Source organism: Vibrio splendidus, from assembly GCF_001557875.1.
GTDB lineage: Bacteria > Pseudomonadota > Gammaproteobacteria > Enterobacterales > Vibrionaceae > Vibrio > Vibrio splendidus_F.
Window position 1 is genome coordinate 87,407 of the sequence record NZ_LNRF01000007.1, and the last position, 26,193, is coordinate 113,599.

The 26,193-nt window shown below is 45.6% G+C and carries 28 protein-coding genes; 8 read left to right on the plus strand and 20 right to left on the minus strand.

What is annotated here, in order from left to right; genetic code table 11:
• Positions 1-9 precede the first annotated feature (9 nt).
• From rplC to fkpA, 11 genes are all read right to left on the minus strand, one after another.
• Positions 10-639, minus strand: a complete 630-nt coding sequence (gene rplC, locus ATB74_RS16285) for a 50S ribosomal protein L3 (protein WP_004736763.1) — start codon at positions 637-639, stop codon at positions 10-12.
• A gap of 14 nt (positions 640-653) precedes the next feature.
• Entirely contained in the window at positions 654-965 is a 312-nt protein-coding gene (rpsJ, locus tag ATB74_RS16290; protein ID WP_004736761.1) for a 30S ribosomal protein S10, read from the minus strand.
• 446 nt (positions 966-1,411) lie between these two features.
• Complete coding sequence (gene tuf / locus ATB74_RS16295) at positions 1,412-2,596, minus strand: elongation factor Tu (RefSeq protein WP_010435158.1); 1,185 nt, start codon at positions 2,594-2,596, stop codon at positions 1,412-1,414.
• 147 nt (positions 2,597-2,743) lie between these two features.
• The gene (fusA, locus tag ATB74_RS16300) at positions 2,744-4,840 is read right to left on the minus strand and encodes an elongation factor G (RefSeq protein ID WP_017061101.1); all 2,097 of its coding nucleotides are present in this window, start codon (positions 4,838-4,840) and stop codon (positions 2,744-2,746) included.
• A 166-nt stretch (positions 4,841-5,006) separates the two neighbouring features.
• Positions 5,007-5,477 (minus strand): 30S ribosomal protein S7, encoded by a 471-nt coding sequence (rpsG, locus tag ATB74_RS16305; RefSeq protein WP_010435163.1) that lies wholly within the window; start codon positions 5,475-5,477, stop codon positions 5,007-5,009.
• Positions 5,478-5,583: 106 nt separating this feature from the next.
• Complete coding sequence (gene rpsL, locus ATB74_RS16310; protein WP_004737194.1) at positions 5,584-5,958, minus strand: 30S ribosomal protein S12; 375 nt, start codon at positions 5,956-5,958, stop codon at positions 5,584-5,586.
• 182 nt (positions 5,959-6,140) lie between these two features.
• Entirely contained in the window at positions 6,141-6,416 is a 276-nt protein-coding gene (gene tusB / locus ATB74_RS16315) for a sulfurtransferase complex subunit TusB (RefSeq protein WP_061019157.1), read from the minus strand.
• 8 nt (positions 6,417-6,424) lie between these two features.
• Positions 6,425-6,781: a sulfurtransferase complex subunit TusC gene (tusC, locus tag ATB74_RS16320; RefSeq protein ID WP_061019158.1), complete on the minus strand. Its 357-nt coding sequence runs from the start codon at positions 6,779-6,781 to the stop codon at positions 6,425-6,427.
• The gene (tusD, locus tag ATB74_RS16325) at positions 6,778-7,167 is read right to left on the minus strand and encodes a sulfurtransferase complex subunit TusD (protein WP_061019159.1); all 390 of its coding nucleotides are present in this window, start codon (positions 7,165-7,167) and stop codon (positions 6,778-6,780) included. Before tusD ends, tusC begins: the two co-directional genes overlap by 4 nt.
• On the minus strand, positions 7,161-7,886 hold the full coding sequence (locus ATB74_RS16330; protein WP_004729851.1) for a helix-turn-helix transcriptional regulator: 726 nt from the start codon (positions 7,884-7,886) through the stop codon (positions 7,161-7,163). The genes tusD and ATB74_RS16330 overlap by 7 nt, the downstream gene beginning before the upstream one ends.
• A gap of 205 nt (positions 7,887-8,091) precedes the next feature.
• Positions 8,092-8,868: an FKBP-type peptidyl-prolyl cis-trans isomerase gene (gene fkpA / locus ATB74_RS16335; RefSeq protein ID WP_061019160.1), complete on the minus strand. Its 777-nt coding sequence runs from the start codon at positions 8,866-8,868 to the stop codon at positions 8,092-8,094.
• Between the two features lie 131 nt (positions 8,869-8,999).
• Here fkpA and ATB74_RS16340 point away from each other — a divergent pair, with 131 nt between their 5' ends.
• Together ATB74_RS16340 and ATB74_RS16345 are read left to right on the plus strand one after the other, a co-directional pair.
• Positions 9,000-9,977: a WD40 repeat domain-containing protein gene (locus tag ATB74_RS16340; protein WP_061019161.1), complete on the plus strand. Its 978-nt coding sequence runs from the start codon at positions 9,000-9,002 to the stop codon at positions 9,975-9,977.
• A 5-nt stretch (positions 9,978-9,982) separates the two neighbouring features.
• Positions 9,983-10,210: a SlyX family protein gene (locus ATB74_RS16345; RefSeq protein ID WP_061019162.1), complete on the plus strand. Its 228-nt coding sequence runs from the start codon at positions 9,983-9,985 to the stop codon at positions 10,208-10,210.
• A gap of 115 nt (positions 10,211-10,325) precedes the next feature.
• On the opposite strand, the gene ATB74_RS16350 is transcribed toward ATB74_RS16345, so the two are convergent.
• The 5 genes from ATB74_RS16350 to kefG form a co-directional block, all read right to left on the minus strand.
• A complete protein-coding gene (locus tag ATB74_RS16350) occupies positions 10,326-11,291 on the minus strand; it encodes an isoaspartyl peptidase/L-asparaginase family protein (protein ID WP_061019163.1) in 966 nt (321 codons plus the stop codon).
• 219 nt (positions 11,292-11,510) lie between these two features.
• Complete coding sequence (gene slyD / locus ATB74_RS16355) at positions 11,511-12,101, minus strand: peptidylprolyl isomerase (protein ID WP_017061108.1); 591 nt, start codon at positions 12,099-12,101, stop codon at positions 11,511-11,513.
• A 94-nt stretch (positions 12,102-12,195) separates the two neighbouring features.
• Positions 12,196-12,396, minus strand: coding sequence for a YheV family putative zinc ribbon protein (locus ATB74_RS16360; protein WP_019825339.1), 201 nt, complete (start codon positions 12,394-12,396; stop codon positions 12,196-12,198).
• Positions 12,397-12,553: 157 nt separating this feature from the next.
• Entirely contained in the window at positions 12,554-14,350 is a 1,797-nt protein-coding gene (kefB, locus tag ATB74_RS16365; protein WP_060983380.1) for a glutathione-regulated potassium-efflux system protein KefB, read from the minus strand.
• On the minus strand, positions 14,337-14,921 hold the full coding sequence (gene kefG / locus ATB74_RS16370) for a glutathione-regulated potassium-efflux system ancillary protein KefG (RefSeq protein WP_061019164.1): 585 nt from the start codon (positions 14,919-14,921) through the stop codon (positions 14,337-14,339). The genes kefB and kefG overlap by 14 nt, the downstream gene beginning before the upstream one ends.
• Before the next feature lie 174 nt (positions 14,922-15,095).
• On the opposite strand from kefG, the gene ATB74_RS16375 reads away from it, so the two are divergent.
• From ATB74_RS16375 to crp, 6 genes are all read left to right on the plus strand, one after another.
• Positions 15,096-17,018, plus strand: a complete 1,923-nt coding sequence (locus tag ATB74_RS16375; protein ID WP_061019165.1) for an ABC transporter ATP-binding protein — start codon at positions 15,096-15,098, stop codon at positions 17,016-17,018.
• Positions 17,015-17,485 carry a TIGR02444 family protein gene (locus ATB74_RS16380; RefSeq protein WP_061019166.1) on the plus strand — a complete coding sequence of 157 codons (471 nt, stop codon included), beginning with the start codon at positions 17,015-17,017 and terminating at the stop codon, positions 17,483-17,485. The genes ATB74_RS16375 and ATB74_RS16380 overlap by 4 nt, the downstream gene beginning before the upstream one ends.
• A gap of 275 nt (positions 17,486-17,760) precedes the next feature.
• A complete protein-coding gene (locus ATB74_RS16385) occupies positions 17,761-18,753 on the plus strand; it encodes a hydrolase (protein ID WP_061019167.1) in 993 nt (330 codons plus the stop codon).
• 95 nt (positions 18,754-18,848) lie between these two features.
• The gene (locus ATB74_RS16390; RefSeq protein WP_004729649.1) at positions 18,849-19,061 is read left to right on the plus strand and encodes a YheU family protein; all 213 of its coding nucleotides are present in this window, start codon (positions 18,849-18,851) and stop codon (positions 19,059-19,061) included.
• Between the two features lie 77 nt (positions 19,062-19,138).
• Positions 19,139-20,008 carry a phosphoribulokinase gene (locus ATB74_RS16395; protein WP_060983384.1) on the plus strand — a complete coding sequence of 290 codons (870 nt, stop codon included), beginning with the start codon at positions 19,139-19,141 and terminating at the stop codon, positions 20,006-20,008.
• A gap of 239 nt (positions 20,009-20,247) precedes the next feature.
• On the plus strand, positions 20,248-20,880 hold the full coding sequence (gene crp / locus ATB74_RS16400) for a cAMP-activated global transcriptional regulator CRP (protein WP_004729651.1): 633 nt from the start codon (positions 20,248-20,250) through the stop codon (positions 20,878-20,880).
• 174 nt (positions 20,881-21,054) lie between these two features.
• On the opposite strand, the gene ATB74_RS16405 is transcribed toward crp, so the two are convergent.
• From ATB74_RS16405 to ATB74_RS16420, 4 genes are all read right to left on the minus strand, one after another.
• A complete protein-coding gene (locus ATB74_RS16405) occupies positions 21,055-21,846 on the minus strand; it encodes a DUF1338 domain-containing protein (RefSeq protein WP_061019168.1) in 792 nt (263 codons plus the stop codon).
• Positions 21,847-22,059: 213 nt separating this feature from the next.
• Positions 22,060-23,517 (minus strand): succinylglutamate-semialdehyde dehydrogenase, encoded by a 1,458-nt coding sequence (gene astD, locus ATB74_RS16410; protein ID WP_061019169.1) that lies wholly within the window; start codon positions 23,515-23,517, stop codon positions 22,060-22,062.
• A gap of 39 nt (positions 23,518-23,556) precedes the next feature.
• Entirely contained in the window at positions 23,557-24,576 is a 1,020-nt protein-coding gene (astA, locus tag ATB74_RS16415) for an arginine N-succinyltransferase (protein WP_061019170.1), read from the minus strand.
• A 107-nt stretch (positions 24,577-24,683) separates the two neighbouring features.
• Positions 24,684-25,895: an aspartate aminotransferase family protein gene (locus ATB74_RS16420; RefSeq protein WP_061019171.1), complete on the minus strand. Its 1,212-nt coding sequence runs from the start codon at positions 25,893-25,895 to the stop codon at positions 24,684-24,686.
• Positions 25,896-26,193 lie beyond the last annotated feature (298 nt).

Genomic DNA, 26,193 nt, shown 5'->3' on the forward strand with positions numbered 1-26,193 from the left:
TCCTAGACGTTATGCTTTAACAGCAGGTTTTACGATCACGTTTCCGCCTGTTGAGCCCGGTACTGCACCTTTAATAAGGAGTAGATTGCGCTCAGCGTCAACACGTACGATCTCTAGGTTTTGAGTCGTTACACGCTCAGCACCCATGTGACCTGCCATTTTCTTGCCTTTAAACACGCGGCCTGGAGTTTGACATTGGCCAATTGAACCCGGTGCGCGGTGAGACAAAGAGTTACCGTGAGTCATATCTTGAGTAGAGAAGTTCCAACGCTTGATAGCGCCTTGGAAGCCTTTACCTTTAGATGTACCAGTAACGTCTACTTTTTTAATTTCGTTGAAAAGTTCTACGTTTAGCTCAGCGCCAACTTCAAACTCTTCGCCGTTTTCTAAACGGAATTCCCAAAGACCGCGACCTGCTTCTACACCCGCTTTCGCGAAGTGACCAGCTTCAGGTTTAGTTACACGGTTAGCTTTCTTAGCACCAGTAGTTACTTGGATTGCTGCGTAGCCGTCTGTCTCAAGAGTTTTAACTTGAGAAATACGGTTCGCTTCAACCTCAACAACAGTTACTGGGATAGAAACGCCTTCTTCAGTAAATACGCGGGTCATACCCACTTTACGTCCGACTAGACCAATCATTATTCTTATCTCCCTTAACCTAGGCTGATTTGAACATCAACGCCAGCTGCAAGATCAAGACGCATTAGAGCATCAACAGTTTTATCTGTTGGCTCAACGATGTCGATCAAACGCTTGTGAGTACGGATTTCGTACTGATCACGTGCATCTTTGTTGACGTGTGGAGAGGTAAGAACAGTGAAACGCTCTTTACGAGTAGGAAGTGGAATAGGACCACGAACCTGTGCGCCAGTACGTTTTGCTGTTTCAACGATTTCCGCAGTTGAAGCATCGATTAGCTTGTAATCAAACGCTTTAAGGCGGATACGAATACGTTGGTTCTGCATGAGACAGAGCTCCAATTATTAAAAATTACACAAACAATATCGCCACTCAAACCCGATAAAACGAGAGAATGCCGATTGATTTATGTGAAACCGTAGCATCCAAAATTAGGACGCATTGTCAGTTAACTTTTGAAGCAAACAAAAAGTTTACTATTTTTATTAACCGCGAACATAAGCTGAGTATACATTACTAGGTAAGACCTACTCCTCAGTGCTCATTGGTTCACAACCAGCGTTAGCCAGTGCGATGCATTATACAGATCACACTTTAGTATGCAAGTAGTGTTGGAAAAATAATCGGAATTTATTGGAAGTTGATTTTGTATCGAGAGGGAAGAAGATAGATGGAAGGTAATATTTCTTTCGAGAAAACAAAAGGGAAGCCGAAGCTCCCCTTTTCAGATGCGCGCTCTTCTAATGAAGAGTGTGCAAAAATCTAAATGCTATTAAGCGAAGATTTTAGCTACAACACCAGCACCAACTGTACGGCCACCTTCGCGGATTGCGAAACGTAGACCTTCGTCCATTGCGATTGGAGCGATTAGCTCAACAGTCATTTGAACGTTGTCACCTGGCATTACCATTTCTACGCCTTCTGGTAGAGTGATGTCGCCTGTTACGTCAGTTGTACGGAAGTAGAACTGTGGACGGTAACCTTTGAAGAAAGGAGTGTGACGGCCGCCTTCGTCTTTAGAAAGTACGTATACTTCAGACTCAAACTTAGTGTGTGGGTTGATAGAACCTTTCGCAGAAAGTACTTGACCACGTTCAACGTCATCACGCTTAGTACCACGTAGAAGTGCACCAACGTTCTCACCTGCACGACCTTCGTCAAGCAGTTTACGGAACATTTCAACACCAGTACAAGTAGTAAGAGTAGTCTCTTTGATACCAACGATTTCTACTTCGTCACCTACACGTAGGATACCGCGCTCGATACGACCAGTTACAACAGTACCACGACCTTGGATTGAGAATACATCTTCAATTGGTAGTAGGAACGGTTGGTCAACTGCACGCTCTGGCTCAGGAATGTAAGAATCTAGTGCTTCTGCAAGCTCAACGATCTTGTCTTCCCACTGCTTCTCGCCGTTTAGTGCGCCAAGTGCAGAACCTTGGATAACTGGTAGGTCATCACCTGGGAAGTCGTATTCAGAAAGAAGTTCACGAACTTCCATCTCAACTAGCTCAAGTAGCTCTTCGTCATCAACCATGTCACATTTGTTCATGAATACGATGATGTAAGGGATACCAACTTGACGACCAAGTAGGATGTGCTCACGAGTTTGAGGCATAGGGCCGTCAGTCGCAGCAACAACTAGGATACCGCCGTCCATTTGTGCAGCACCAGTGATCATGTTTTTAACATAATCCGCGTGTCCTGGACAGTCTACGTGTGCGTAGTGACGTGCTGGAGTGTCGTACTCAACGTGAGAAGTTGCGATTGTGATACCGCGCTCACGCTCTTCTGGAGCGTTATCGATAGATGCGAAATCTTTAGCAACACCGCCGTATACTTTTGCAAGAGTAGTACAGATAGCAGCAGTTAGAGTTGTTTTACCGTGGTCAACGTGGCCGATAGTACCAACGTTTACGTGCGGTTTCGTACGTTCAAATTTTTCTTTAGACACAATCGTGTTCCTTCCTAGTTATGATTCGCCACGTTCATTATTGAGCGAGACGCGCCAGAAATTGCTATTTTATGCGCCAACTCTCGTTAGCGCAATATTTGGACGCATTGTTCTTTCAAAAAATGAAAAAAAATGCCTTCCTTTTGTTTAACCACGCTCTGCAATGATTGCTTTTGCAACATTGTTAGGCACTTCAGCGTACTCACTAAACTCCATAGAGTAAGAAGCACGACCTTGTGTCGCAGAACGTAAATCAGTTGCGTAACCGAACATGACAGACAACGGAACTTGTGCACGAATTATCTTCAGGCCAGCTGTCCCCTCGTCCATACCTTCGATGATGCCGCGACGACGGTTAATATCGCCAACAACGTCACCCATCCAGTCTTCTGGAGTAGTTACTTCAACTTTCATCATAGGCTCAAGCAAAACTGGTTGCGCTTCAAGTGCACCCGTTCTGAAAGCCATAGAGGCAGCGATTGTAAACGCCATCTCACTTGAATCTGTTTCATGGTAAGAACCATCATATAGTGTAGCTTTGATATCCAAAACTGGATAGCCAGCAAGCACACCATTGTTCATCTGCTCTTCAACGCCTTTAGCGACTGAAGCAATAAACTCTTTCGGTACGATACCATTGGCAATTTCATCCACAAAGACAAAGCCTTCGCCAGCTTCTGATGGTTCCAGTTTCAGCCATACGTGACCGTACTGACCTTTACCACCATGTTCACGGATAAATTTACCTTCCGCTTTCGCAGTACCACGAATAGTCTCACGGTAAGCCACTTGCGGGTTACCAACGTTGCAGTTGACGCTAAATTCACGCTTCATACGGTCAACGATGATATCTAAGTGTAGTTCACCCATGCCAGAAATCAGAGTCTGGCCAGTTTCCGCATCCATATCAACGCGGAACGATGGGTCTTCTGCTGCTAGTTTACCTAGAGCGATAGTCATTTTATCTTGATCAGCTTGAGAACTTGGCTCTACAACGATCTGAATAACTGGGTCTGGGAACTCCATGCGCTCAAGAACAATCTTATGGTTCTGATCACAAAGGGTTTCACCAGTAGTCACATCTTTCAGACCAATAATGGCTGCGATGTCACCTGCTCGTACTTCTTTTACTTCTTCACGCTTGTTTGAGTGCATTTGAACAATGCGACCTAAGCGTTCACGTTGTTTCTTCACAGAGTTGTAAGCTGTTTTACCGCTTTCAACAACACCAGAGTAAACACGGATGAAAGTTAAAGTACCAACGAATGGGTCTGTTGCAATCTTAAATGCTAGCGCTGAGAACGGTTCTTTGTCGTCTGCGTGACGCTCTGCTTCATTCTCGTCTTCATCGATACCTTTAATTGCAGGGACATCGACTGGAGAAGGAAGGAAATCAACAACTGCATCTAGAACAGCTTGTACACCTTTGTTTTTGAATGCACTACCACAAGTAGCAAGTACGATTTCATTATTAAGGGTACGAGTACGAAGACCTTGTTTGATTTCAGCTTCTGTTAGTTCACCTTCTTCAAGGTACTTATCCATCAGCTCTTCATTTGCTTCTGCAGCAGCTTCAACAAGTTCTGTACGATATTCTTCAGCCATTTCTTGCATGTCTGCAGGAATATCTTCGTACGTGAAAGTCATGCCTTGGTCAGCTTCGTTCCAGTTAATTGCCTTCATCTTGATAAGATCAACAACGCCTTGGAAATTTTCTTCAGCACCAATGTTCAGTTGAATTGGAACAGGAGTTGCGCCTAGACGGTCCTTGATCTGTTCAACTACGCGCAAGAAGTCTGCGCCAGTACGGTCCATTTTATTAACGAAAACCATACGTGGAACTTGGTACTTATCAGCTTGACGCCATACTGTCTCTGACTGAGGTTCAACACCAGATGAGCCACAGAACACAACAACTGCACCATCAAGTACACGCAGAGAACGTTCTACTTCGATTGTGAAGTCAACGTGTCCAGGAGTGTCGATGATGTTGATACGGTGGTCCGAGAACTGAGCTTCCATACCACGCCAAAACGTAGTGGTTGCTGCTGAAGTGATCGTAATACCGCGCTCTTGCTCTTGCTCCATCCAGTCCATGGTTGCTGCACCATCGTGAACTTCGCCGATTTTGTGAGAAAGACCGGTATAGAACAGAATACGTTCACTTGTGGTTGTTTTACCTGCATCTACGTGAGCAACGATACCGATATTACGGTATTGCTCTATAGGAGTTTTACGAGCCACGGTTGAATCCTCTTATTAGAGACTTAGGGACTATTGCTATGCCTAGATTATGCGTTAAAAGCGATGCTTCGCTAAAAATTGCTTGCCCTAGAAATAGCAATAGTTCCTAGCATAAGCATAGGAACTAAAGAAGTGCTGCAAGGAACCTTGCAGCACTAAAAAGGTATTACCAACGGTAATGTGCGAACGCTTTGTTTGCGTCAGCCATGCGGTGAACGTCTTCACGTTTCTTAACCGCAGTACCTTTGTTCTCAGACGCGTCTAGCATTTCAGCAGCTAGGCGTTGAGCCATAGATTTTTCACCACGCTTACGCGCAGCTTCAACTACCCAACGCATAGCAAGAGCGTTACGGCGAACCGGACGAACTTCTACAGGTACTTGGTAAGTTGAACCACCTACACGGCGAGATTTAACTTCTACCGCTGGGCGAACATTTTCAAGAGCTTCTTCAAATACAGCTAAGTGGTCTTTACCAGACTTCTCAGCCATTGAATCTAGTGCAGTGTAAACGATTTTTTCTGCAGTAGATTTCTTTCCGTCAACCATAAGGATGTTAACGAATTTTGCCAGCAATTCAGATTTGAACTTAGGATCTGGAAGGATCTTACGCTGACCTATTACGCGACGACGTGGCATGGATATTCTCCGTTGTCTTCTTCAGGTTTTTTCCAAAACTTTTCAGAATAATAAATAAAATAGTGTTTGGCCTTACTTAACGCTTTCTTTAAAAAAAGAAAATGCATTAAGACTTAGGACGTTTCACACCGTACTTAGAACGACCTTGTTTACGGTCGTTAACGCCAGCACAGTCTAGCGCGCCGCGAACAGTGTGGTAACGAACACCCGGAAGGTCTTTTACACGACCGCCACGGATTAGTACAACACTGTGCTCTTGAAGGTTGTGACCTTCACCACCGATGTACGAAGTTACTTCGAAACCGTTGGTTAGACGTACACGACATACTTTACGTAGTGCCGAGTTAGGTTTTTTAGGTGTAGTAGTGTAAACACGAGTACATACACCACGTTTTTGTGGGCACGCTTCTAGTGCAGGCACGTTGCTTTTAACAACTTGCTTTACACGAGGCTTGCGAACCAACTGGTTAATAGTTGCCATTAACTAGCTCCTGAAATTTACTTGAAAGTAAGCTTTGTGAAAAATCTATCCCTAATCACAAGTCGTAATTAGGGACGCAAAATTCTATTCAGCAGTGGGAGGTGTGTCAAGAAATATACAGATCTTTTTTAGCCGTCTAGAGCTCAGGATGGTCTCTTTTTAACCAAACTGATAAAAGACGCTTACCAAGTCACTGATTTGTCGTTCAAAACCGTCAGTTTAACGAAGCCATCGAAGTCAACTTGATCAATGGTACTTGAGACAAGTAGTTGTAAACCTCGGCTATCGAGATCTGGTTTTAACACCGACACCTGCTCTACTGCGCAGATTTGAGTGAATAACTCATGATTAGGAAGGCAAACATACACTGTATCTTCCACCAAAAGGAACTGGTCCTGTGGCTGAGAATAGGTCAATGCAAGTTTAAGTTTGTCGACTGATTTTACGATATGAAGCATAGCGTCCCCTAGAAAGTCAGGATCTGTTGGCACTGAGCTAACTTCTGCGTTAACTCGTCGGCTTCAACGGTGGTCACATCGATTAGCAAGTTGTCTGCTGAAAGACCAAACTGACTCAGACTACGCTGACACACATACACCTGTTCGATGTCGTACAGGTCCATAAGTTTGAATGCAGAGATATAGTCACGCGATAGTGTTTCGTCGGGCTGCTGCGCCTTGAGAAGCTGTGTCACGCCATCGCCAACAAAGAACACGGCGATATCGTCACTGTAAGCGGATGCAGCAAGTAATGCGTCTAACCCTTCTCTACCCGCAGCGGTAGTATGAGGAAAACTATTAAATATAAAGGCTAACTTGCTCAAAACTGTACCACCCTATCTTGCGTGAGTAGCGCTTCCGATAAGCTCCCTAACCCGGCCTGAGTAAACCCTGACGCTAAGTTAGATGCGCTTAGTTGGTGTTGCTCTGCTTCGTCCGAGCTAATCACACCACGTCTTAGCGCGGCTGCTACACAGGTTTCAAGGCTCACATCGTGCTCATCAGCCAGCTTTTGCCAAGCAGAAGCTAAATCAAATTCATCGTTAGCCGGTACGGTAAGGTCTGAGCCGTTACTGACGCCATCTTGATAGAAGAATACACTGTGAAGTTTGTGGCCCTGTTTAATCAGAGCCACAGCAAACTGGTAAGCACTTCTTGCTGACTGTGAACCGTAGACAGGTCCATTGACTAGGAGTGTATAGCTTAACAACCCTCTTCATCCTCTGTTTTACGTTGGCGGATGTATAGGTACACAGTGTGCTTAGAAATATTTAAACGCTCAGCAACACGGTTAATCGCGTCTTTAATATCGAAAATACCTTTGTCGTAAAGCTCCATCACGATCTGACGGTTCTTAGTATTGTTCGATACCGATTTGTCAGCGTTAATTTCTTCAATGGTGCGTTCAACCGTTTGGTCGACAAGTTCTTCAACGTCACTAGCGAAGTTAACCGATGATGCGGCTTCATCTGCGTCTTGCGTAGGCATGAACGATTGCAGTACTTGTGAGAATGGCGCGTCTAAGTTGACGTTAATACACAGCAAGCCAATCACTCGGTCTTCACCGTTGCGGATAGCAACTGTGATCGACTTCATCAACACTCCGCCTTTAGCGCGAGTGAAGTATGAACGTGAGAAGTTACGTTTAGAACCTTCAATATCTTTTAGCATCTTCAATGCAAGATCAGTGATCGGCGAACCTACCTGACGACCTGTATTTTCGCCGTTGGCAATTTTAATCGCAGAAGTATTGAGGTCTTCTAAAGAGTGCAAAACGATTTCACAAAACGGACCAATAAGGCTCGCAATACCGTCAACAACGGCCTCATAAGATCTTAGAATGATTTTATCGTGTTCACTGAATGGCATAACGTGGACTGATTCCATTTCAAGTAACACATCTGCATTGACTGTTTCTGTAGTAGTCACTTATTCCTTACCTTCGTGTGAAAAATCAACAAATTTATGTAAGTTTATCAGAAAATTTTAATTGCACACCTAGCTAACATTGCAACTAGTGATTTAGAACAAGTTTAAAAATCAAATACTCATCTTCAAATCATAAAAAAAGCCTAACTCAAAGTTAGGCTTTTTATTCAATCAACGTATTTTAGTACGATACTTTTAACCGATATTACTGTGCAGAAGCTGCTTCAGCGTTATCGATGTTTAGTAGTTCTACTTCGAATACTAGCGTTGAGTTAGCTGGGATAGTCGGTGTGTCTTGCTCACCGTATGCTAGCTCTGGCGGGATAACGAACTTGTACTTAGAACCAACTTGCATCAGTTGTACGCCTTCAGTCCAGCCTGGGATTACGCGGTTTAGTGGGAATGTTGCAGGTTCACCACGATCGTAAGAGCTGTCGAACTGAGTACCGTCTGTTAGCGTACCTTTGTAGTGTACTTGAACGGTATCAGTGTCTTTTGGAGAAGCACCTTCACCAGCAGTCATTACTTGGTAAAGTAGACCAGATTCAGTTTGCTTAACGCCTTCAGTTTTAGCGAACTCAGCGCGGAAGTCATCACCGGCTTTCTTAGTTGCAGCTGATTTCTCTGCCGCTTGTGCTTGCATCGTTTCAGCAACACGCTTGTCTAGAGCTTCAAGCGCTGCGCGAGTTTCTTCTTCGTTAAGTGCTGTTTTCTCTGCGAATACGTCTTCGATACCTTGAAGAACCATATCTTTGTCTAGGTTAATACCTAGTTCGCTTGGCTTATCAATGCTTGTGCTTAAGTAGTTAGCGAAAGATACACCGATTGCGTATGCCGCTTTGTCATCTTCTGTTTTAAAGTTTACTGCTTCAACTTTAACTTCTTCAACCTGTGGAGCTTCTGCCTTTGGTTCTTCTTTCTGACAACCAACTGCTAGCATAACCGTTGCGGCAAGCAGTGATACTTTTAAAACTGATTTCATTGAATTCTCCAATTAATGGCCAAGCCATTGGTTATTGTGCACAAATCTAATGATTAGATTGGTGTGAATACGTTAGTTATAACAATATACTAGTCATATGTCTTTCGACACAAACCGGATTATTAGATGTGATGCGAATATTTTTCCACTCATTGCTATGTACAATTGTCATCACCTTGTTAAATGGATGTTTTTTCTTCCAAGATGATGAGCAACGTTGGGAAATTGAACCCAACGGTGCCACCAGCTTTGCACTCAGCAGAGATGGACGCTTCGCCCTGCTCTACTCTCAGAAAAAGCAGCTACTCCTTTGGGATCTCGCCCAAAACAAAGAGCTGGCTCAACTTGGCCCACAAGATCAGTTAGAAAACCAAGTATCGCGCATCCGTATTTCGGACAATGGCCGTTTTGCCATTACCGCTAGCCAAATGAACTTCGCCGTTTGGGACTTATCTTGGACTCAAGCACAAGGTCTATGGTCTATCTCCGATGGCTTGATTCGCGATGTCGATATATCTAGCAATGGTGAAAAAGTATTGCTTGGCCTTTCTAATGGTAAAGCCATCTATGTGGACTTAGTCACCGGACGCCGTCTGGAGTTCCTTGCTCACCGAGAAAAAGTGAATTCCGTGTCCCTTTCATCCAATGGACGCTACGCCTTATCGGGTGGTAACGACTACAAAGCCTACCTTTGGGATACCGAGTCGGGCTTGGTATTGCGCACCTTTGAGCATGAACAAAGAGTAGTACGTGTCGCGCTACAACGCGATGGCGAGCTGGCTTTTACCTCTGATGGCGGCAATCAAGCGATGATTTGGGATCTTGAAACGGGCGAACCTCAAGCACAACTACAAAGCTGGTCTCGACAGTTGATTTTCTCGAGTGCGCGTTTTTCTGATGACGGCAGCATGTTGGTGACGGGCACACCATCTAGCCAAGTGAGTGTGTGGAATACTCAGAATGGCAAACGAATTTCTCGCCACGATACTGAGCCACTAAAAGATGCTCGCCCTCCTCGTGCGGTAGTGTATGATGCAGCCTTTGATGATAAGAACCGTGTGATATCGGGCACCTCTGCGGGCATTGCCCAAGCTTGGAATGTGGATTAAGAACGATGACAGAAAAGCGAGTTGAACAACTAGAAAGCCGCGTGAATGACCTAGAGTGTCAGCTAGCTTTCCAAGAACAGACCATTGAAGAGCTCAATGAAGCGCTTAGCCAACAACAAATGTTGATCACGAGAATGCAAGACCAGATGAAATTCGTGGTTGGCAAAGTGAAAAATATGGATGGCTCTAACCTAGCGGACCCATCAGAAGAAACGCCACCGCCACACTATTAAGTTCAATTCAAATGGGCTCCTGTTCATTTGTCATAATTGAAAAACAAAGGGCGGCAGAAAATATCTGCCGCCCTTTGTTTATGTACTTGGTAATTTAATTTACGCCTGTATGAGATTACTCATCCGCATAAATCTTCACTTCAACACGACCTTGAGTATCAACGCTTGCACGATACATTCCTGAGCTGTTCATACCAAAATGAATATCGCCTTGGTCATCAATAGCGATCAAACCACCTTCACCACCCATGGTTTTCAATTCACCTTGAATGATCGTTTCACAGGCGGTGTGCACATCTTCTTTTAGATAACGCATTCGTGCTGCGACATCACTGGCGACCATTTTACGTAGGAAGAACTCGCCCATACCCGTTGTTGAAACCGCAACGTTGCCATTTTCAGCGATGGTTCCTGCACCAATAATCGGAGAGTCACCCACACGACCGTATTTCTTATTGGTCACGCCACCGGTACTAGTTGCTGCCGCTAAGTTACCCGCTTGGTCTAATGCCACCGCACCAACCGTGCCGTACTTTTTGTCGTCAGGGTATTTCTCAGCTTGCTGCTCATCGTATTTCGCTTCAGACAGAGCAAAGATGCCTTTCTCTTTCATCGACTGAAGTTGGTCATAGCGGCGCTCAGTAAAGAAGTAATCTTGCTCAGTAAAGGTGTAGTCATGCTCAAACGCAAACTTCTCGGCACCTTCACCAATCAGCAACACATGGTCGCTTTTCAGCATCACATCACGCGCAAGCTCAATCGGGTTTTTGATATGGCGAACGCCCGCAATGGCACCCGCATCCATTTCGCGGCCATGCATCACAGAAGCGTCCATCTCAACAAATTCATCATGAGTTAAAACAGAGCCCTTACCTGCATTAAAGTGGGGGCTGTCTTCCATCACCTTGACTGACGCAACCACCGCATCCAGAGCATCACCACCCGCTTGCAATATTTGATAACCAGCCAAAACCGATTTTTCCAAAGCCTCGGTAATACCCGCTTTTAATTCATCGCTCATTTGCTCTCGCAAGATGGTTCCTGCACCACCATGAATGGCAATTGAAAAAGGCTGTGACATACAAACTCTCCACTGACGTCATCTTATAATGTTGTGCTATCAATACCACATCCATGGTTCTATGTCTGATAGCGAAAACCAAACTTTTTGCGAATGCTTAGATTTGCGGACACTTAGTTTAGTAGATTAAAAGTAAGCTCAAAAAGCTAGACTCCTAAACGCAAAAAGCCTCCACAAGGGAGGCTTTCAAGATTCTTAAACTACACCGTTAATTCGGTATTAGTGAGAACCACAGCTACCGCCGCCGCAGCAGCCGTCTTTCTTCTCTTCACCGTGGTCATGGCCTTCGCCACCACAGCAACCGCCTTCGTGGTCGTGATCGTGGTCATGACCGCCACAGCCGCCTTCTTGGTGTACGTGACCGTGTTGAACTTCTTCTTCAGTCGCTTCACGAACCGCTACAACTTCAACGTCAAACGTTAGAGTTTGGCCAGCTAGCATGTGGTTACCATCAACAACAACTTCGTCGCCATCTACTTCAGTAACTTCTACTGGGATTGGACCTTGGTCAGTATCCGCTAGGAAACGCATGCCAACTTCGATTTGCTCAACACCTTGGAATACGTCAGCAGGAACACGTTGAACTAGTGCGTCGTTGTGCTCGCCGTAAGCGTCTTCTGGAGTAACAGTTGCAGAGAACTTGTCGCCAGCTACTTTGCCTTCAAGCTCTTTTTCAAGACCTGTAATTAGGTTGTTGTGACCGTGAAGGTAATCTAGTGGAGCTTCTGCAGTTGATTGGTCAACTACTACGCCATCTTCAAGTTTCACTTGATATGCAACACTAACTACTACGTTCTTTTCAATTTTCATGAGAGCTCCAAGGAGGTTTGGACTAAGCTCGAACAGTTGAGCTTAGGAAAAATTCTGTACCCGGATATTATGGGGATCAATTAACGAAACTCAATCATTCTGGCTTAAAAATACCGATCATTTCTTGATTCGCGTGTTCAGATTTCTCTACAGTTTTCGGTTTACGCTGTTCTGTGAAGTCACAATCGACACATTCCACCAGCTCTATATTATTTTCAATCCACCAACGGAGTGTGTCTTGAGTACTACAACTTGGGCAGCTTGCCCCTGCGATAAAGCGTTTTTTCTGTTTCACGTTGATATCCTTTACTACTCTGGATTCGCAGTTCTTCTACTCTAGATCTATTTAAGAAAAAGCAGAGACCACGTTTATTATTAGATTGGTTCTCTAGACTATTATTTCTAAGCTCAAGCTATATCTCTAAACTCAAACTATTAGTTATAAATTCAGGCTACTGCCAATAGTTTCGAGACTGGTGATCGTTTTCCATCTCGTGTCCAAAGATCTCTTCAAGCTCTTTACGAGCCTCTTTCGCTCTTTGGGCTAACTCGGCATCTTCGTTATGCTGAGGCAGCAACTCTTTGAGCATACCATTATCCAACTTTCTAAAGTGTGCTTCTGCTCGCTTCGCTTTATATGGATGCATACCAAGTTCAGTCAATGTTTGACGACCTAAATCCAGTGCCCCAAGAAAGGTTTCACGCGAATAATTACTCACACCATGGTTAAGTAATTGGTAGGCTTCAACACGGCTTCGAGCACGCGCTAAGATCTTTAAGCCTGGGAAGTGCTGCTTACATAAATCGACGGTTTTCATGATTTCATCGGGGGAGTCAGTACACAGCACAATCGCCTCTGCTTTATCAGCACCGGCTGCGCGTAACAGCTCTAGGTGAGTCGAATCTCCGTAAAATACTTTGTAGCCAAACTTTCTAAGGATATGGATTTGGCTGGCATCACTCTCAAGAACGGTAATACGAATCTTATTGGCATACATCAAACGACCAATAATCTGACCGAAACGACCAAAGCCTGCAATGATCACTCGAGGACTGCGATCGACCACATCCGAAGACATTGCGTTTTCGCTGATTTGGTTAAGTTGACGAGCAAAGAATCGGTCTTGCAGCTTGAGCATCAATGGCGTGGTCACCATCGACAAACTCACAACCACCAGTAAGAACGACACTTGTTCGCCGCTTAAGATGCCTTGAGCACTCGCCGCGGTAAAAATAACGAAAGCGAACTCACCACCTTGGCTGAGAATCATCGCCATGCGACTGCGGGCTTTGGCTTGAGTACCGAAAATACGAGCTAGCGCATACAGCACTAAGCCTTTCAAAACCACGAGAGCTAATACAGCAATCAGTATCGCGAATGGGCTTTCAGCTAGTAAGCCTAAGTTCACCGCCATACCAACCGAGATAAAGAACAGACCAAGCAACAACCCTTTGAATGGGTCAATCGCGATTTCAAGCTCGTGTCGGTATTCACTTTCAGCCAGAAGTACGCCCGCTAGGAAGGTACCTAATGCCATCGACAAGCCAATCTGTTGCATGATCACGGCAATACCGATTACCAATAGCAGTGCTGCGACGGTGAATAACTCACGCACACCACTCATCACTACGTATCGGAACAGTGGTCTCAATAAGAAGTGGCCACCAACCAGCAGACCAATCACACCACCCAGCATCCAAAGCATGTCCGCCCAACTGCCACCGGTATTACCCGCAAGCAAAGGCAACATTGCGAGCATAGGGATTACTGCAATATCTTGGAAAAGTAACACCGCAAAGCCAGACTGCCCGGCTTCTTTGCCGCCAAGCTCTCGCTCTTCAATAACACGCAAGGCAATCGCAGTCGAAGACAGCGCCAAGCCCATACCTATCACTAGGCTGGTTTGCCACGTTAATCCAAATAGACAGGCGATGGCGGTAATAATCAGAGTGGTGATCAGCACTTGCGCGCCACCTAACCCAAGAATGGGGGCTCGCATCTGCCACAATTTTTTCGGGTTAAGCTCTAGGCCAATCAGGAAGAGCAGCAGTACTACCCCGAATTCGGAGAAGTGCAGAATCGCCTCTACGTCACTGATTAAGCCAAGTCCCCAAGGCCCAATCGCTACACCAGCTAATAAGTAACCGAGTACTGAACCCAAGCCAGCTCGCTGCGCGATAGGAACCGCAACCACAGCAGCCGCTAAAAATATAACGCTACTTTGTAGAAAATCATTAGTCAGAGCCATCATCTGCTCCTATATCTTGTAGCGGGTCTCGCAACCAATTTCGATACGCTTCGGCGTGTTGGTAACGCGTCATATCGGTGACATTTCGTGCCCAGTGTAAAACCAAAGGGGATATCCAATTCATCTGACACAAAGCAGCGGTTAGCTCGAATGGTTGCAAAATCTCTTGTAATGGATATTTATTATAGCCTGCGGCACCAAACGCCTCTTCTTTACCACCGGTTGTGATAACGCTACGCCAGTGTTTGCCCTTAAGTGCGCTTTGCTCACCAAAGGCAAAACCCTTACCTAACACGCGATCAAACCACTCTTTCAACAACGAAGGACATGAATACATAAACAAAGGGTGTTGGAACACAATCACATCATATTCAAGCAGCAATTCATGCTCGGAAGGCACATCAATAAAAAAGTCCGGATAGATGGCGTAGAGATCGTGGATTTTGACATTCCCAAGTGACTCTATCTTTTTAACCATGATCTGGTTAGCGATAGAGGTTTGCGGCTCAGGGTGCGCATAGATGACCAGCACCTTTGGCACGGATTTGTCTGTCGAGGGAGTATTACTCATTCCTTTGAAACATTCCTTTGAAGGCTAAACGGTGGCAAGGCCACAAGAATTTAAGCAAAAGTTATTAATATGTTATTGGCATCATAACGCAAATTGCATTGTGATCGACTTTTATCTGGTTTCAGCCTACTATGCAGGCGTCTGTTCACCTCTAATTTCTATGCTATTTCAATTATGATTACTTTCTCTGATATTCAATTGCTACGCGGCGGTAAGCCACTCCTCGACCAAGCATCTGCGACTTTTCACCCTGGCGACAAGATCGGTTTGGTTGGTAAAAACGGCTGTGGTAAATCTACGCTATTCGCCTTAATTAAGGACGAACTGTCTATTGATGCAGGCTCATTCAGTAAACCAGCTCATTGGGAAATGGCTTGGGTTGCTCAAGAAACGCCAGCATTAGAAAGAACAGCAATTGAATACGTGATTGATGGCGACCGTGAATACCGCGGCCTTGAAGATCAACTAGAGAAAGCTGAACAAGCCGACAACGGCACCTTGGTAGCAGAGATCCACGGCAAGATTGAGACCATTGGTGGTTACAGCATCAAGGCTCGCGCTGCCGAGCTGTTAGACGGCCTAGGCTTTAGCCAAGAACAAATGGCGTGGAACCTGACTCAATTCTCAGGTGGTTGGCGTATGCGTTTAAACCTAGCGCAAGCCCTACTGTGTCGCAGTGACCTACTGCTACTCGATGAACCTACCAACCACTTGGATTTAGACGCAGTAATGTGGCTAGAGCGTTGGTTACAAAGCTACCCTGGCACGCTAGTACTTATCTCGCACGATAGAGACTTCTTAGACCCTATCGTCAACCGTATCGTGCACGTTGAAAATCAACAGCTCAATGAGTACACAGGTAACTACTCATCGTTCGAAACCCAACGAGCGCAAAAACTGATTCTGCAACAAGCGATGTACCAAAAGCAGCAGAAACAGATGTCTCACATGCAGAGCTACATTGACCGTTTCCGTTACAAAGCTTCAAAGGCTCGCCAAGCGCAAAGCCGTATTAAAGCGTTAGAGAAAATGGAACAAGTACTGCCTGCTCAGTTTGATAACCCATTCAGCTTTGAGTTTAGAGAACCAGACGCACTACCAAACCCAATCATGATGATGGACGAGGTCTCTGCAGGTTACGATGACAATCTGATTCTAGAGAAGATTCGCTTGAACCTAGTACCGGGCAGCCGTATTGGTCTGCTTGGTCGAAATGGTGCTGGTAAATCCACGCTGATTAAGCTTCTTTCTGGCGAACTGAAACAGCAAGGTGGTGAGCTGAGCTATTCGCAAGGCGTTAAGATTGGTTACTTCGCACAGCACCAATTAGAAACCCTGCATCCAGAAGAGACGCCGCTGCAACACATGATGCAGATTGCCCCTAAACACACCGAGCAACAACTGCGTGATTACCTAGGTAGCTTCGGTTTCCAAGGTGAAAAAGCGCTCGATAAAGTGGCCCCCTTCTCTGGTGGTGAAAAAGCGCGTTTAGTTCTAGCGCTACTGGTATGGCAAAAACCAAACCTGTTGCTACTCGATGAACCAACCAACCACTTGGATCTCGACATGCGTCAGGCGCTGACTTTTGCATTGCAGACGTTTGAAGGTGCAATGGTTATCGTATCGCACGACCGTTACCTACTACGTGCGACTACCGATGATTTATACCTTGTACACGACCGCCAAGTAGCACCGTTTGATGGTGACTTAAGCGATTACTACAAGTGGCTAACCGAGCAACAGAAAATTGAACGTAAAGAAGCGCAAGCATTGGCACCAGCCAAAGACGGCGCCAACAGTGCAGCAGCGAAAAAAGAACAGAAACGTAAAGAAGCCGAGTTCCGTAAACTGACGGCACCACTTCGTAAAAAGCTGACTCAATTTGAAAAGCAGATGGATAAATTAACGCAGGCTCTTGAAGAAGCCGAACAAGAATTATCCGACACTTCACTGTATGAAGCTGAAAATAAGGCTAAACTGAATAAAGTACTCGCTCTCCAAGCGAGCAGTAAGTCACAGCTAGAAGAAGTTGAAATGGATTGGATGTCCACTCAAGAAGCGCTTGAGCAGATGGAACAGGATATGGATAGCTTATGAACCCAGAGCACGCCCCAATATCACTAACACTGGAACGACTATGGCAATTTAGCCTTCAGTACTACAGTGTGCGCGGTGTAAAGGATGCGTGCCTAGCTTTGCAAAACCAGTTCCACGGCAACGTCAATTTACTGCTGCTTCTCAAATGGCTCGATGAGCAGCAATTGTCTTTTGCTGAAGAAGAGTGGCACAAAGTACAACAATGCTTGGGCCGCTCTGAAACCCTGCTTCATAGTTATCGAGAGCTACGTAAACACCTCAAAGCACACGTTGTCGACTCACTATACCGTGAAGCCTTACAGTTTGAGTTACAGCTTGAAAAGCAACAACAGTCCGATCTCGTCGACTGTATAAACTCCCTACAGCTTTACGCTAACCAGCAATCACCGCTCGCGTTTCAGTACTGTCGTTTATTAGGAGCAGAAAACCTCTACGACGCTTTTTCTGAACCAGCACCTCAGCCCTAGCTCATTCTCTTTCCTTTTTCTTCAATCAAGATCCAAGCTTAACTGCGCCCTGTCTCTCTTCATTTGCATGCACTGACTAATACGCACAATGAAGTGTTTAACGCACCTAACATTGATATTATTCAACTGGTTACCCATAGCCTGTTTTTCTGTCTCGTATAAGTGAAAGCCTTGCGCTTATGCCGAGAATCAACCAAGCTCAAATAAAAACGTGGGCATTTCGTTACAAGCTCAACACGTTATCAAAGCCCATAAAAGAAGCATGGATCGTTTTTATGACAATATTTACCGCAGCCGCTGGTCTCTCTAATCCGCACTTACAAACCTTAGTGCCACGGTTTATTAGAAAACAGGCGCTGTTTCATCCTCACTGGCAAACCTTAGAAACTCCCGATGGTGACTTTCTTGATCTTGCTTGGAGCGAATCACCAGACGATGACAACCCAAGCATTGATGTTCGAAGGAACAAGCCGATATTCGTTCTATTCCATGGTTTAGAAGGTAGCTTTGAGAGCCCTTACGCCAACGGACTGATGAATGCATTTGCTAAAGATGGTTGGTTATCGGTAATGATGCACTTCAGAGGTTGCAGCGGAAAACCTAATCGCCTGGCTCGCGCTTACCATTCAGGTGAGGTCGAAGATGCGCGCTTTTTCCTAAGACACCTGCACGCTCAGTTTCCGAATAACCCGAAGGTTGCGGTTGGCATATCTTTAGGTGGGAACATGCTGGCGAACTATTTGGCTGAATACGCAGACGACCCGTTGCTGTCGGCGGCGACCATCGTATCTGCTCCTTTTGACTTAGCGTGTTGCTCTAGTCGCATTGAACGCGGTTTCTCCAAGCTCTATAAGAAGTACCTGCTCAACTCTCTAAAATCGAATGCGCTAAAAAAGGTTAACCTGCTACAGGAAAAACTTGGCATCACCGCTGAAGCCATCAAGAACATCACCAAACTGTATGAGTTTGATGAACGCATCACTGCACCTCTACACGGCTTCAAAAATGCCCAAGACTATTATGCGCAATGTTCTGCGCTGCCTAAGCTCAATAAGATTAAACTGCCGACTCAGATCATTCATGCCAAAGATGACCCATTCATGACCGATGATGTGATCCCAAAATTCGTTCTGCCCGATAACATCGATTATCGACTGTTTCAAAAAGGCGGCCATGTGGGGTTTATTACTGGCAGCACACTCAAACCAAGGTTTTGGTTAGAAGAAGCCTTGCCTGCCTACTATGAAAGTATCCAAGATTCGGCATAATGACCGAGCCTTAGTAAATAGAAGCAAAACATTACTAAGCACACGCATTTCGACATCAATAAACATATCCATGAACATAAAAGAGAGAAGTATTTATGATCATCCCATGGCAAGACATTGCACCAGAGACACTGGAAAACCTCATCAAAGAATTCGTGCTGCGTGAAGGCACAGACTACGGTGACGTCGAGGTTTCACTGCAAAACAAGATTGACCAAGTGAAACATCAATTAGCCTCAAAGGAAGTCAGCATCGTGTTTTCTGAGCTACATGAAACCGTTGATATTCAAGTCACAAAACGCTTCTAAGCTGCGCTCATAAAGGAGCCGTGTTATAGTGGTAAACGATTGCTAACAAGTAAGTTACTCAAAAGACAAGGGTTGTCATGTCCGCTAAACATCCAATTATTGCGGTGACGGGTTCATCTGGAGCCGGCACCACCACCACCTCAGAAGCCTTCCGTAAAATGTTCAATATGATGGACGTGAGGGCTGCTTGGGTTGAAGGGGATAGTTTCCATCGCTTCACTCGACCTGAGATGGATGTCGAGATCCGGAAAGCGCGCGAGCAAGGTAAGCACATCAGCTACTTTGGTCCACAAGCCAACGACTTTGGTGCGTTAGAGGAGTTCTTCCGTAAATACGGTAACGAAGGTACAGGTAAGGTACGAAGCTACCTGCACACCTTCGATGAAGCCGTGCCTTACAATCAAATGCCGGGCACCTTCACGCCATGGCAAGAGATCCCGGAAAATTCCGATGTGATGTTTTACGAAGGCTTGCACGGCGGTGTGGTTGATGGCGACATTAACGTTTCTCAACACGTCGATTTGCTGATCGGCATGGTACCTATCGTAAACCTAGAGTGGATCCAAAAGTTCGTTCGTGACACTCGCGATCGTGGCCACTCACGCGAAGCGGTAATGGACTCCATTGTTCGTTCAATGGATGATTACCTCAACTACATTACCCCGCAATTTTCGCGCACTCACATAAACTTTCAGCGTGTTCCAACCGTAGATACATCGAACCCACTTAACGCCAAAGGGATTCCAAGTTTAGACGAAAGCTTCGTAGTTATACGTTTGCGTGGCATCAAAAACGTCGATTTCCCCTACCTTCTGGCTATGATTGATGGCTCGTTTATGTCTCGCCACAACACGCTAGTGGTGCCAGGTGGCAAGATGAGTTTTGCTATGGAGCTCATTGTGAGGCCAATCCTGCAACAACTTATCGAAACCGGAAAAATAGGTTAACAAAACGACATTCTGGTTGATTACTTTTCATACCGTGATCATGTGCACAATTTTGCGTAAAAAATCGTAGCTTGGTCACGATTAAAATCAAGAAATAGTACCTGAAAAAGGATACTATTCTTAAACGAAACACAAGATAGCTTGCAGCGCTCAACGAGTGCTCTTATCCTACAAGTCAATCCAGGCTTAGCTAAAATACGGAAAGCAGCAAGCATACCCTGCAGAGGAAGTGAGATATTATGGTTCTAGGTAAACCTCAAACCGATCCAACATTAGAGTGGTTCCTTTCACACTGTCATATTCATAAGTACCCTTCAAAAAGTACTTTGATTCATGCTGGTGAAAAGGCAGAAACCTTGTACTACATCGTTAAAGGTTCTGTGGCAGTTCTTATCAAAGACGAAGAAGGTAAGGAAATGATTCTTTCTTACCTAAACCAAGGCGACTTCATCGGTGAACTTGGCTTGTTCGAAGAAGACCAAGAGCGTACTGCTTGGGTTCGTGCTAAATCTCCTTGTGAAGTAGCTGAGATTTCTTTCAAGAAATTCCGTCAACTTATCCAAGTGAACCCAGATATCCTAATGCGCCTTTCAGCGCAAATGGCAAACCGTCTACAAGTAACTAGCCAAAAGGTTGGTGACTTAGCGTTCCTTGACGTAACAGGTCGTATCGCTCAAACGCTACTAAACCTAGCGAAACAGCCAGATGCAATGACTCACCCTGACGGCATGCAAATCAAGATCACTCGTCAAGAGATTGGCCAGATCGTTGGTTGTTCTCGTGAGACAGTTGGTCGTATCTTGAAGATGCTAGAAGAGCAGAACCTAATTTCTGCACACGGTAAAACTATCGTGGTATACGGTACTCGTTAATCTCGATTCACTGAGCCAAAAATTTGAAAGCCACCAAATGCGAATTTGGTGGCTTTTTTGTTTTCTAAAGATCTATAGAGCAGATACGAGAAGAAATCACAGAATCCTATTTGTAAACTTCCTCGAAGCGAAGCGTACTCACATCTCTAGGATACAGCCCGTACTCGTACCTTGTTAACCGTTGGTACTTTCGAAGATCTTATCCGCCGATGCGGCCACAAAACCCGTATAAAGCTCACCATTCGCCATTGCATAACGCTTAGCAAACTCATAGAAGCCACCAGGAATCATCTCATTGCCTTCAATAAATGCCACTGGGACTTTGTCTGCCATAGTTGATGATTGCTCTAATAATACCTCTGGAGAGCCTTTAACTTCACCGCCAGATGCATTGATAGTGAAGCCAGACTCGCTCAGGTAGTCATTCACCGCCTGCACTTCATCAAAGTTATTCAGCTGGTTCACACTTACCGTAAAGTGGTTTGCACCATATCCATGAGCCGCTAGCCAAGATGCGTATTCGCTCTCTTTAGCTAGTACTTGGAAATCAGCGAAGCTCAAATCCCATTGGCGACCACCAAACAAGAACTCATGACCTTGAAACTTGCTTGCATCAACCTGCTCAACTAACTTAGCAACGATCTGTTGTAATTCACTAGAACACTCTTCGACCTTCAATTCACTAATGAACACTTTTGGCTGCTTCGGGTCTGGGTGCTCGTAGTGTTTAGCCACTAGCTTCTTGCTCTCAAACAGGTAGTCGCCACACGCCTTGTAACCCAGTTCCAGGAAAGGCTTAGCTAGTGTTTCAATACCGAGAGGGGCAACATTAAAAGTACGCAGTGCAATATGGTCGTTGATCAGCGCTTCATCTTCTTTCAGCAAGTGATGCACTTTCTCAGCCGATGGACACAGCCTGTGAATGTAATCGTCCCATAGTGATTTAAAGAGTAGATCGGGCGTCATGGTGACTCCTTGTCAGAGGTTCTAGCAAGCTAGTAATTTGGATTAGAAAGGGAGAGGCTGAGACACAGAGTCAGCAGCCATCAGCCTGTGACATACTTGTTCTATTATTATCTACCGCCCAATCTAGGTGTCGGACGTGATGGAAAAGGGAAGCGATAACACCACTTCCCTATTTCAAGCTTAACCAATGAGCCTAAGACTCATTAGCCTAAATTAAAGCTCAATACCTGGGCTAAACGATGCTGGTAGTTGAGTTTCGCCACCTTCCATTGAAGCCATAGGGTAAGCACAGTAGTCAGCTGCGTAGTAAGCACTTGGACGTAGGTTGCCTGAAGCACCCGGACCACCAAACGGTGCATCACCACTTGCGCCTGTTAGCTGACGGTTACGGTTAACAATACCCGCACGGATATGGTCAACGAAATATTCCCATTCAGAATCGTCTGTTGATACAAGGCCTGCAGACAAACCAAAGCGTGTGTCGTTAGCTAATTCAACCGCTTGCTCTAGCGATTGGTAACGAACCACTTGCAGCAATGGACCGAAGTACTCTTCATCTGGCAGTTCAGCAATATTGGTTGCATCGATAATGCCCGGAGAAACAAACGCCGCTTGACCCGCTTTTGCTTCTACTAGGCTGACACCACCTAACGATTGCAGATTAGCTTGCGCGTCTAGAATAAATTTAGCTGCAGCTTCAGAGATCTGAGGGCCCATGAAAGGTGCAGGTTCAGCGAATGGCTGATCGACACGAATCTTTTGCGTAGCTGCGACCAGTTTATCTAGAAGCAGATCGCCCTTCTCGCCAACAGGCACATACAAGCGACGAGCACATGTACAACGCTGACCCGCACTGATGAACGCCGATTGGATGATAGTGTATACCGTTGCGTCTGCATCACCGTATTGGTCGCTGATCACCATAGGGTTGTTGCCGCCCATTTCTAGTGCCAGCATCTTGCCCGGTTGGCCCGCGAATTGACGATGCAGGATATGACCAGTATTCGCACTACCCGTAAATAGCACGCCATCAAGACCTTTAGCATCAGCCAGTGCGATACCTGTCTCTTTAGCGCCTTGCACTAGGTTGATCACGCCAGCAGGAAGACCCGCTTCTTGCCATAGCTTCATTGCGAATTCCCCCGTCCAAGGTGTCTGCTCTGAAGGCTTGAATACTACGGTGTTGCCCGATAGCAGAGCTGGAACAATATGACCGTTAGGTAAGTGACCTGGGAAGTTGTAAGGGCCAAATACCGCCATCACGCCCAATGGACGGTGACGAAGTACAATTTGGTTGCCAGCCGCTTCACGTGAAGCTTCACCTGTACGCTCGTGGTAAGCACGGATAGAGATGGCGATCTTGCCTGCCATCGCGCCCGCTTCAGTGCGAGTTTCCCAAATAGGCTTACCCGTCTCTTTTGCAATAATCTGTGCAATCTCTTCGCTGTTCTCTTTTACCTTCTCAGCAAAGTTCAACACGATCGCTTCACGCTCTGCAAAGCTCAATTTTTTCCAAACCAAGAAGGCTTCACGAGCTGCTGCTACTGCAGATTCAACCTGCGCTGGTGTTGCGCTATCACCCTGCCACACTACTTCATTGTTGTATGGGCTTACTGATGTCATGGCGTCACCTTGACCTGCCACCCACTGTCCTGCTATCCACTGAGTCATACTTCTATCCTTAAAATCTTCGACAGATAATCGCCGCTCTTACTGAGCCAACATGCGAACAAATTCGCCTTCTTTTACTTCAAGAGCGCTCGCTACTTCAGATGATAAAATCACTGTATCGCTTGCTTGGTCATACGCACCTTTCGCGGCTACTGCGCGGAAGTTCTCAAACGAGGTATTACCAATTAGGAAGTCTTTAGAGCTAGAGTGCTCTGCAATTTGAACCTGTGCTCTAATTGAGTGACGCACCGATTCGATGTTTCTTAGATCACACTCAACCGTTGGGCCTGCATCAAAGATATCGACATAGCCACGGTTAGTGAAACCTTCACGTTCCAACAACTTAAGTGCAGGGCGCGTATTGTCATGAACCTCTCCAATCACCGCCTGAGCTTCTTTGCTCAATAGGTTCACGTAGATAGGTAGCTTTGGCATTAGGTCAGCAATGAAACCTTTCTTACCTATACCGGTTAGGTAATCCGCAAGCGTGAAATCAATCGAGAAGAAATGCTCTTGCAGCCATTGCCAGAAAGGAGAATTACCTTCTGCATCCGATACACCACGCATCTCAGCAAAAATCGTTTTCGAAAAACGCTCTGGGTGCTCAGACATGATCAGGAAGCGACACTTCGACATCAAACGACCATTCAATCCACCACGGAAAGCTGGGCGCAAGAACAATGTGCAGATCTCACTGCATCCTGTGTAGTTATTACCGAAAGTCAGTAGCTTCACGACGTTATTCACGCCAAGCTTTTGCGATGAGTGAACCACTTTGCTGATGTGGTACGAATAAAACGGGACATCCCAGCCAATTGAGGCTTCAATGCCAGTCGTACCCGCAACGTCACCGGTTTCTGTGTCGAAGCCAACCATCAGGTAGCCTTCGTCACCGGGCTCAGTCACGTTTTGCTTGGCAAAGCTGTATTCAGAGTGAGTAATACGGTTAGTTAACAGTTCTTCGTTAACCGGAAGAGATGTGAATCCGTGACCAGATTCAACCGCGCAGGTATGCAGCGCATCGTAATCAGATAATTTTATTGGGCGAACAACTAGCATCAATATTCCCTCCAGATGCAAAATAGGCCCAAAACCAGAAGCTTGGGCCTTTAGCAGAACGTCATGGGATCGCTCTATTGGCGATCATTCCTATGACGCCGCTCAGGCTAAACTAGCGTAGCGATTGCTTTGTCTAGTTTTGATAAGCCTTCTTCAATTTCTTGTGTAGTAATAACCAGTGATGGCGTGAAACGAACCACGTTTGCACCCGCAACCAGTACCATCAAGCCTTGTTCGCCTGCTGCTACCAATACGTCACGTGCACGGCCTTGCCACTCTTCGTTAAGTGCAGCACCTAGTAGTAGGCCTTTACCACGAACTTCACTGAAGATTTGGTACTTGTCGTTAATCTTAGCTAGACCATCGCGGAACAGAGCTTCACGCTCTTTCACGCCAGCTAATGTTTCAGGTTGGCTACCCACATCAACAACCGCCTCAGCAACAGCACACGCCAGTGGGTTACCACCGTAAGTAGAACCGTGCGTACCAACTTTTAGATGTGTCGCGAGTTCAGTGGTCGTTAGCATTGCACCAATAGGGAAACCACCACCCAGAGATTTAGCCGTGCTTAGAATATCTGGTGTCACACCTAGGCCCTGGTAAGCATAAAAGTTACCGGTACGACCATTACCCGTTTGCACCTCATCAAAGATAAGCAGTGCATTGTGTTTATCACACAGTTCACGAACTGTGTTCACGAATTCAGACGTTGGAGAGATGATACCGCCCTCGCCTTGCAGAGGTTCCATCATGATTGCACAAGTACGATCAGAGATGTGCGCTTCTAGCGCTGCAATATCGTTGTAAGGCAGGTGAGTCACATCGCCCGGTTTAGGACCGAAACCATCAGAGTAAGCTTCTTGACCACCAACCGTTACGGTAAAGAAAGTACGACCGTGGAAACCTTGTTTGAATGCAATGATTTCAGATTTCTCAGGACCGTGAACATCCGCCGCCCAACGACGAGCTAGCTTCAATGCTGCTTCATTCGCTTCTGCGCCAGAGTTGGCAAAGAATACTTTTTCTGCAAAACATACGTCGGTTAGCTTTTTCGCTAGACGCAGCGCAGGTTCGTTGGTCATCACGTTACTTAGGTGCCAAATCTTGTTTGCTTGCTCAGTAACTGCGTTAACCATTGCCGGGTGACAGTGACCCAAACAGCTCACAGCGATACCACCAGCAAAGTCGATATACTCTCGGCCTTGTTGGTCCCAAACGCGTGCGCCTTCCCCTTTTACTGGGATCATTTCCATTGGGTTATAACAAGGCACCATCACCTCATTAAACAGACTACGTTCTACTTTATTTTCCACTGTCATCGTACATTCCTTCTCGATACCGCAAGCTTCGCAAATAAGCGTAATGGTTCATAAGTGAGACAAAGATATTTTGTCTCGCCATAATCCCGCTGCAGCATTATATTTACATTTAATTAACCTTTTCAATAGTAGATTATTCTTTAGCCATCCCTCACAACCAGCTAAACGTCACTACCTATGACTATTTATGCATCAATTAATCTGTTTTATGAAGCTTTTTTTACCTAAACGTATGACTAGTAATAGCAAAGCCTTACTGGCACAGCGGTATATAGGGTTCGAGAGGAAATAACGCGAA

Bases quoted from the DNA above. Each gene is read 5' to 3' on its own strand.
- rplC (WP_004736763.1), bottom strand. From the start codon at position 639: ATGATTGGTCTAGTCGGACGTAAAGTGGGTATGACCCGCGTATTTACT.
- rpsJ (WP_004736761.1), bottom strand. From the start codon at position 965: ATGCAGAACCAACGTATTCGTATCCGCCTTAAAGCGTTTGATTACAAG.
- rpsG (WP_010435163.1), bottom strand. From the start codon at position 5,477: ATGCCACGTCGTCGCGTAATAGGTCAGCGTAAGATCCTTCCAGATCCT.
- rpsL (WP_004737194.1), bottom strand. From the start codon at position 5,958: ATGGCAACTATTAACCAGTTGGTTCGCAAGCCTCGTGTAAAGCAAGTT.
- tusB (WP_061019157.1), bottom strand. From the start codon at position 6,416: ATGCTTCATATCGTAAAATCAGTCGACAAACTTAAACTTGCATTGACC.
- fkpA (WP_061019160.1), bottom strand. From the start codon at position 8,868: ATGAAATCAGTTTTAAAAGTATCACTGCTTGCCGCAACGGTTATGCTA.
- ATB74_RS16340 (WP_061019161.1), top strand. From the start codon at position 9,000: ATGCGAATATTTTTCCACTCATTGCTATGTACAATTGTCATCACCTTG.
- ATB74_RS16345 (WP_061019162.1), top strand. From the start codon at position 9,983: ATGACAGAAAAGCGAGTTGAACAACTAGAAAGCCGCGTGAATGACCTA.
- ATB74_RS16350 (WP_061019163.1), bottom strand. From the start codon at position 11,291: ATGTCACAGCCTTTTTCAATTGCCATTCATGGTGGTGCAGGAACCATC.
- slyD (WP_017061108.1), bottom strand. From the start codon at position 12,101: ATGAAAATTGAAAAGAACGTAGTAGTTAGTGTTGCATATCAAGTGAAA.
- kefB (WP_060983380.1), bottom strand. From the start codon at position 14,350: ATGGCTCTGACTAATGATTTTCTACAAAGTAGCGTTATATTTTTAGCG.
- kefG (WP_061019164.1), bottom strand. From the start codon at position 14,921: ATGAGTAATACTCCCTCGACAGACAAATCCGTGCCAAAGGTGCTGGTC.
- ATB74_RS16375 (WP_061019165.1), top strand. From the start codon at position 15,096: ATGATTACTTTCTCTGATATTCAATTGCTACGCGGCGGTAAGCCACTC.
- ATB74_RS16380 (WP_061019166.1), top strand. From the start codon at position 17,015: ATGAACCCAGAGCACGCCCCAATATCACTAACACTGGAACGACTATGG.
- ATB74_RS16385 (WP_061019167.1), top strand. From the start codon at position 17,761: ATGACAATATTTACCGCAGCCGCTGGTCTCTCTAATCCGCACTTACAA.
- ATB74_RS16390 (WP_004729649.1), top strand. From the start codon at position 18,849: ATGATCATCCCATGGCAAGACATTGCACCAGAGACACTGGAAAACCTC.
- ATB74_RS16395 (WP_060983384.1), top strand. From the start codon at position 19,139: ATGTCCGCTAAACATCCAATTATTGCGGTGACGGGTTCATCTGGAGCC.
- crp (WP_004729651.1), top strand. From the start codon at position 20,248: ATGGTTCTAGGTAAACCTCAAACCGATCCAACATTAGAGTGGTTCCTT.
- ATB74_RS16405 (WP_061019168.1), bottom strand. From the start codon at position 21,846: ATGACGCCCGATCTACTCTTTAAATCACTATGGGACGATTACATTCAC.
- astD (WP_061019169.1), bottom strand. From the start codon at position 23,517: ATGACTCAGTGGATAGCAGGACAGTGGGTGGCAGGTCAAGGTGACGCC.
- astA (WP_061019170.1), bottom strand. From the start codon at position 24,576: ATGCTAGTTGTTCGCCCAATAAAATTATCTGATTACGATGCGCTGCAT.
- ATB74_RS16420 (WP_061019171.1), bottom strand. From the start codon at position 25,895: ATGACAGTGGAAAATAAAGTAGAACGTAGTCTGTTTAATGAGGTGATG.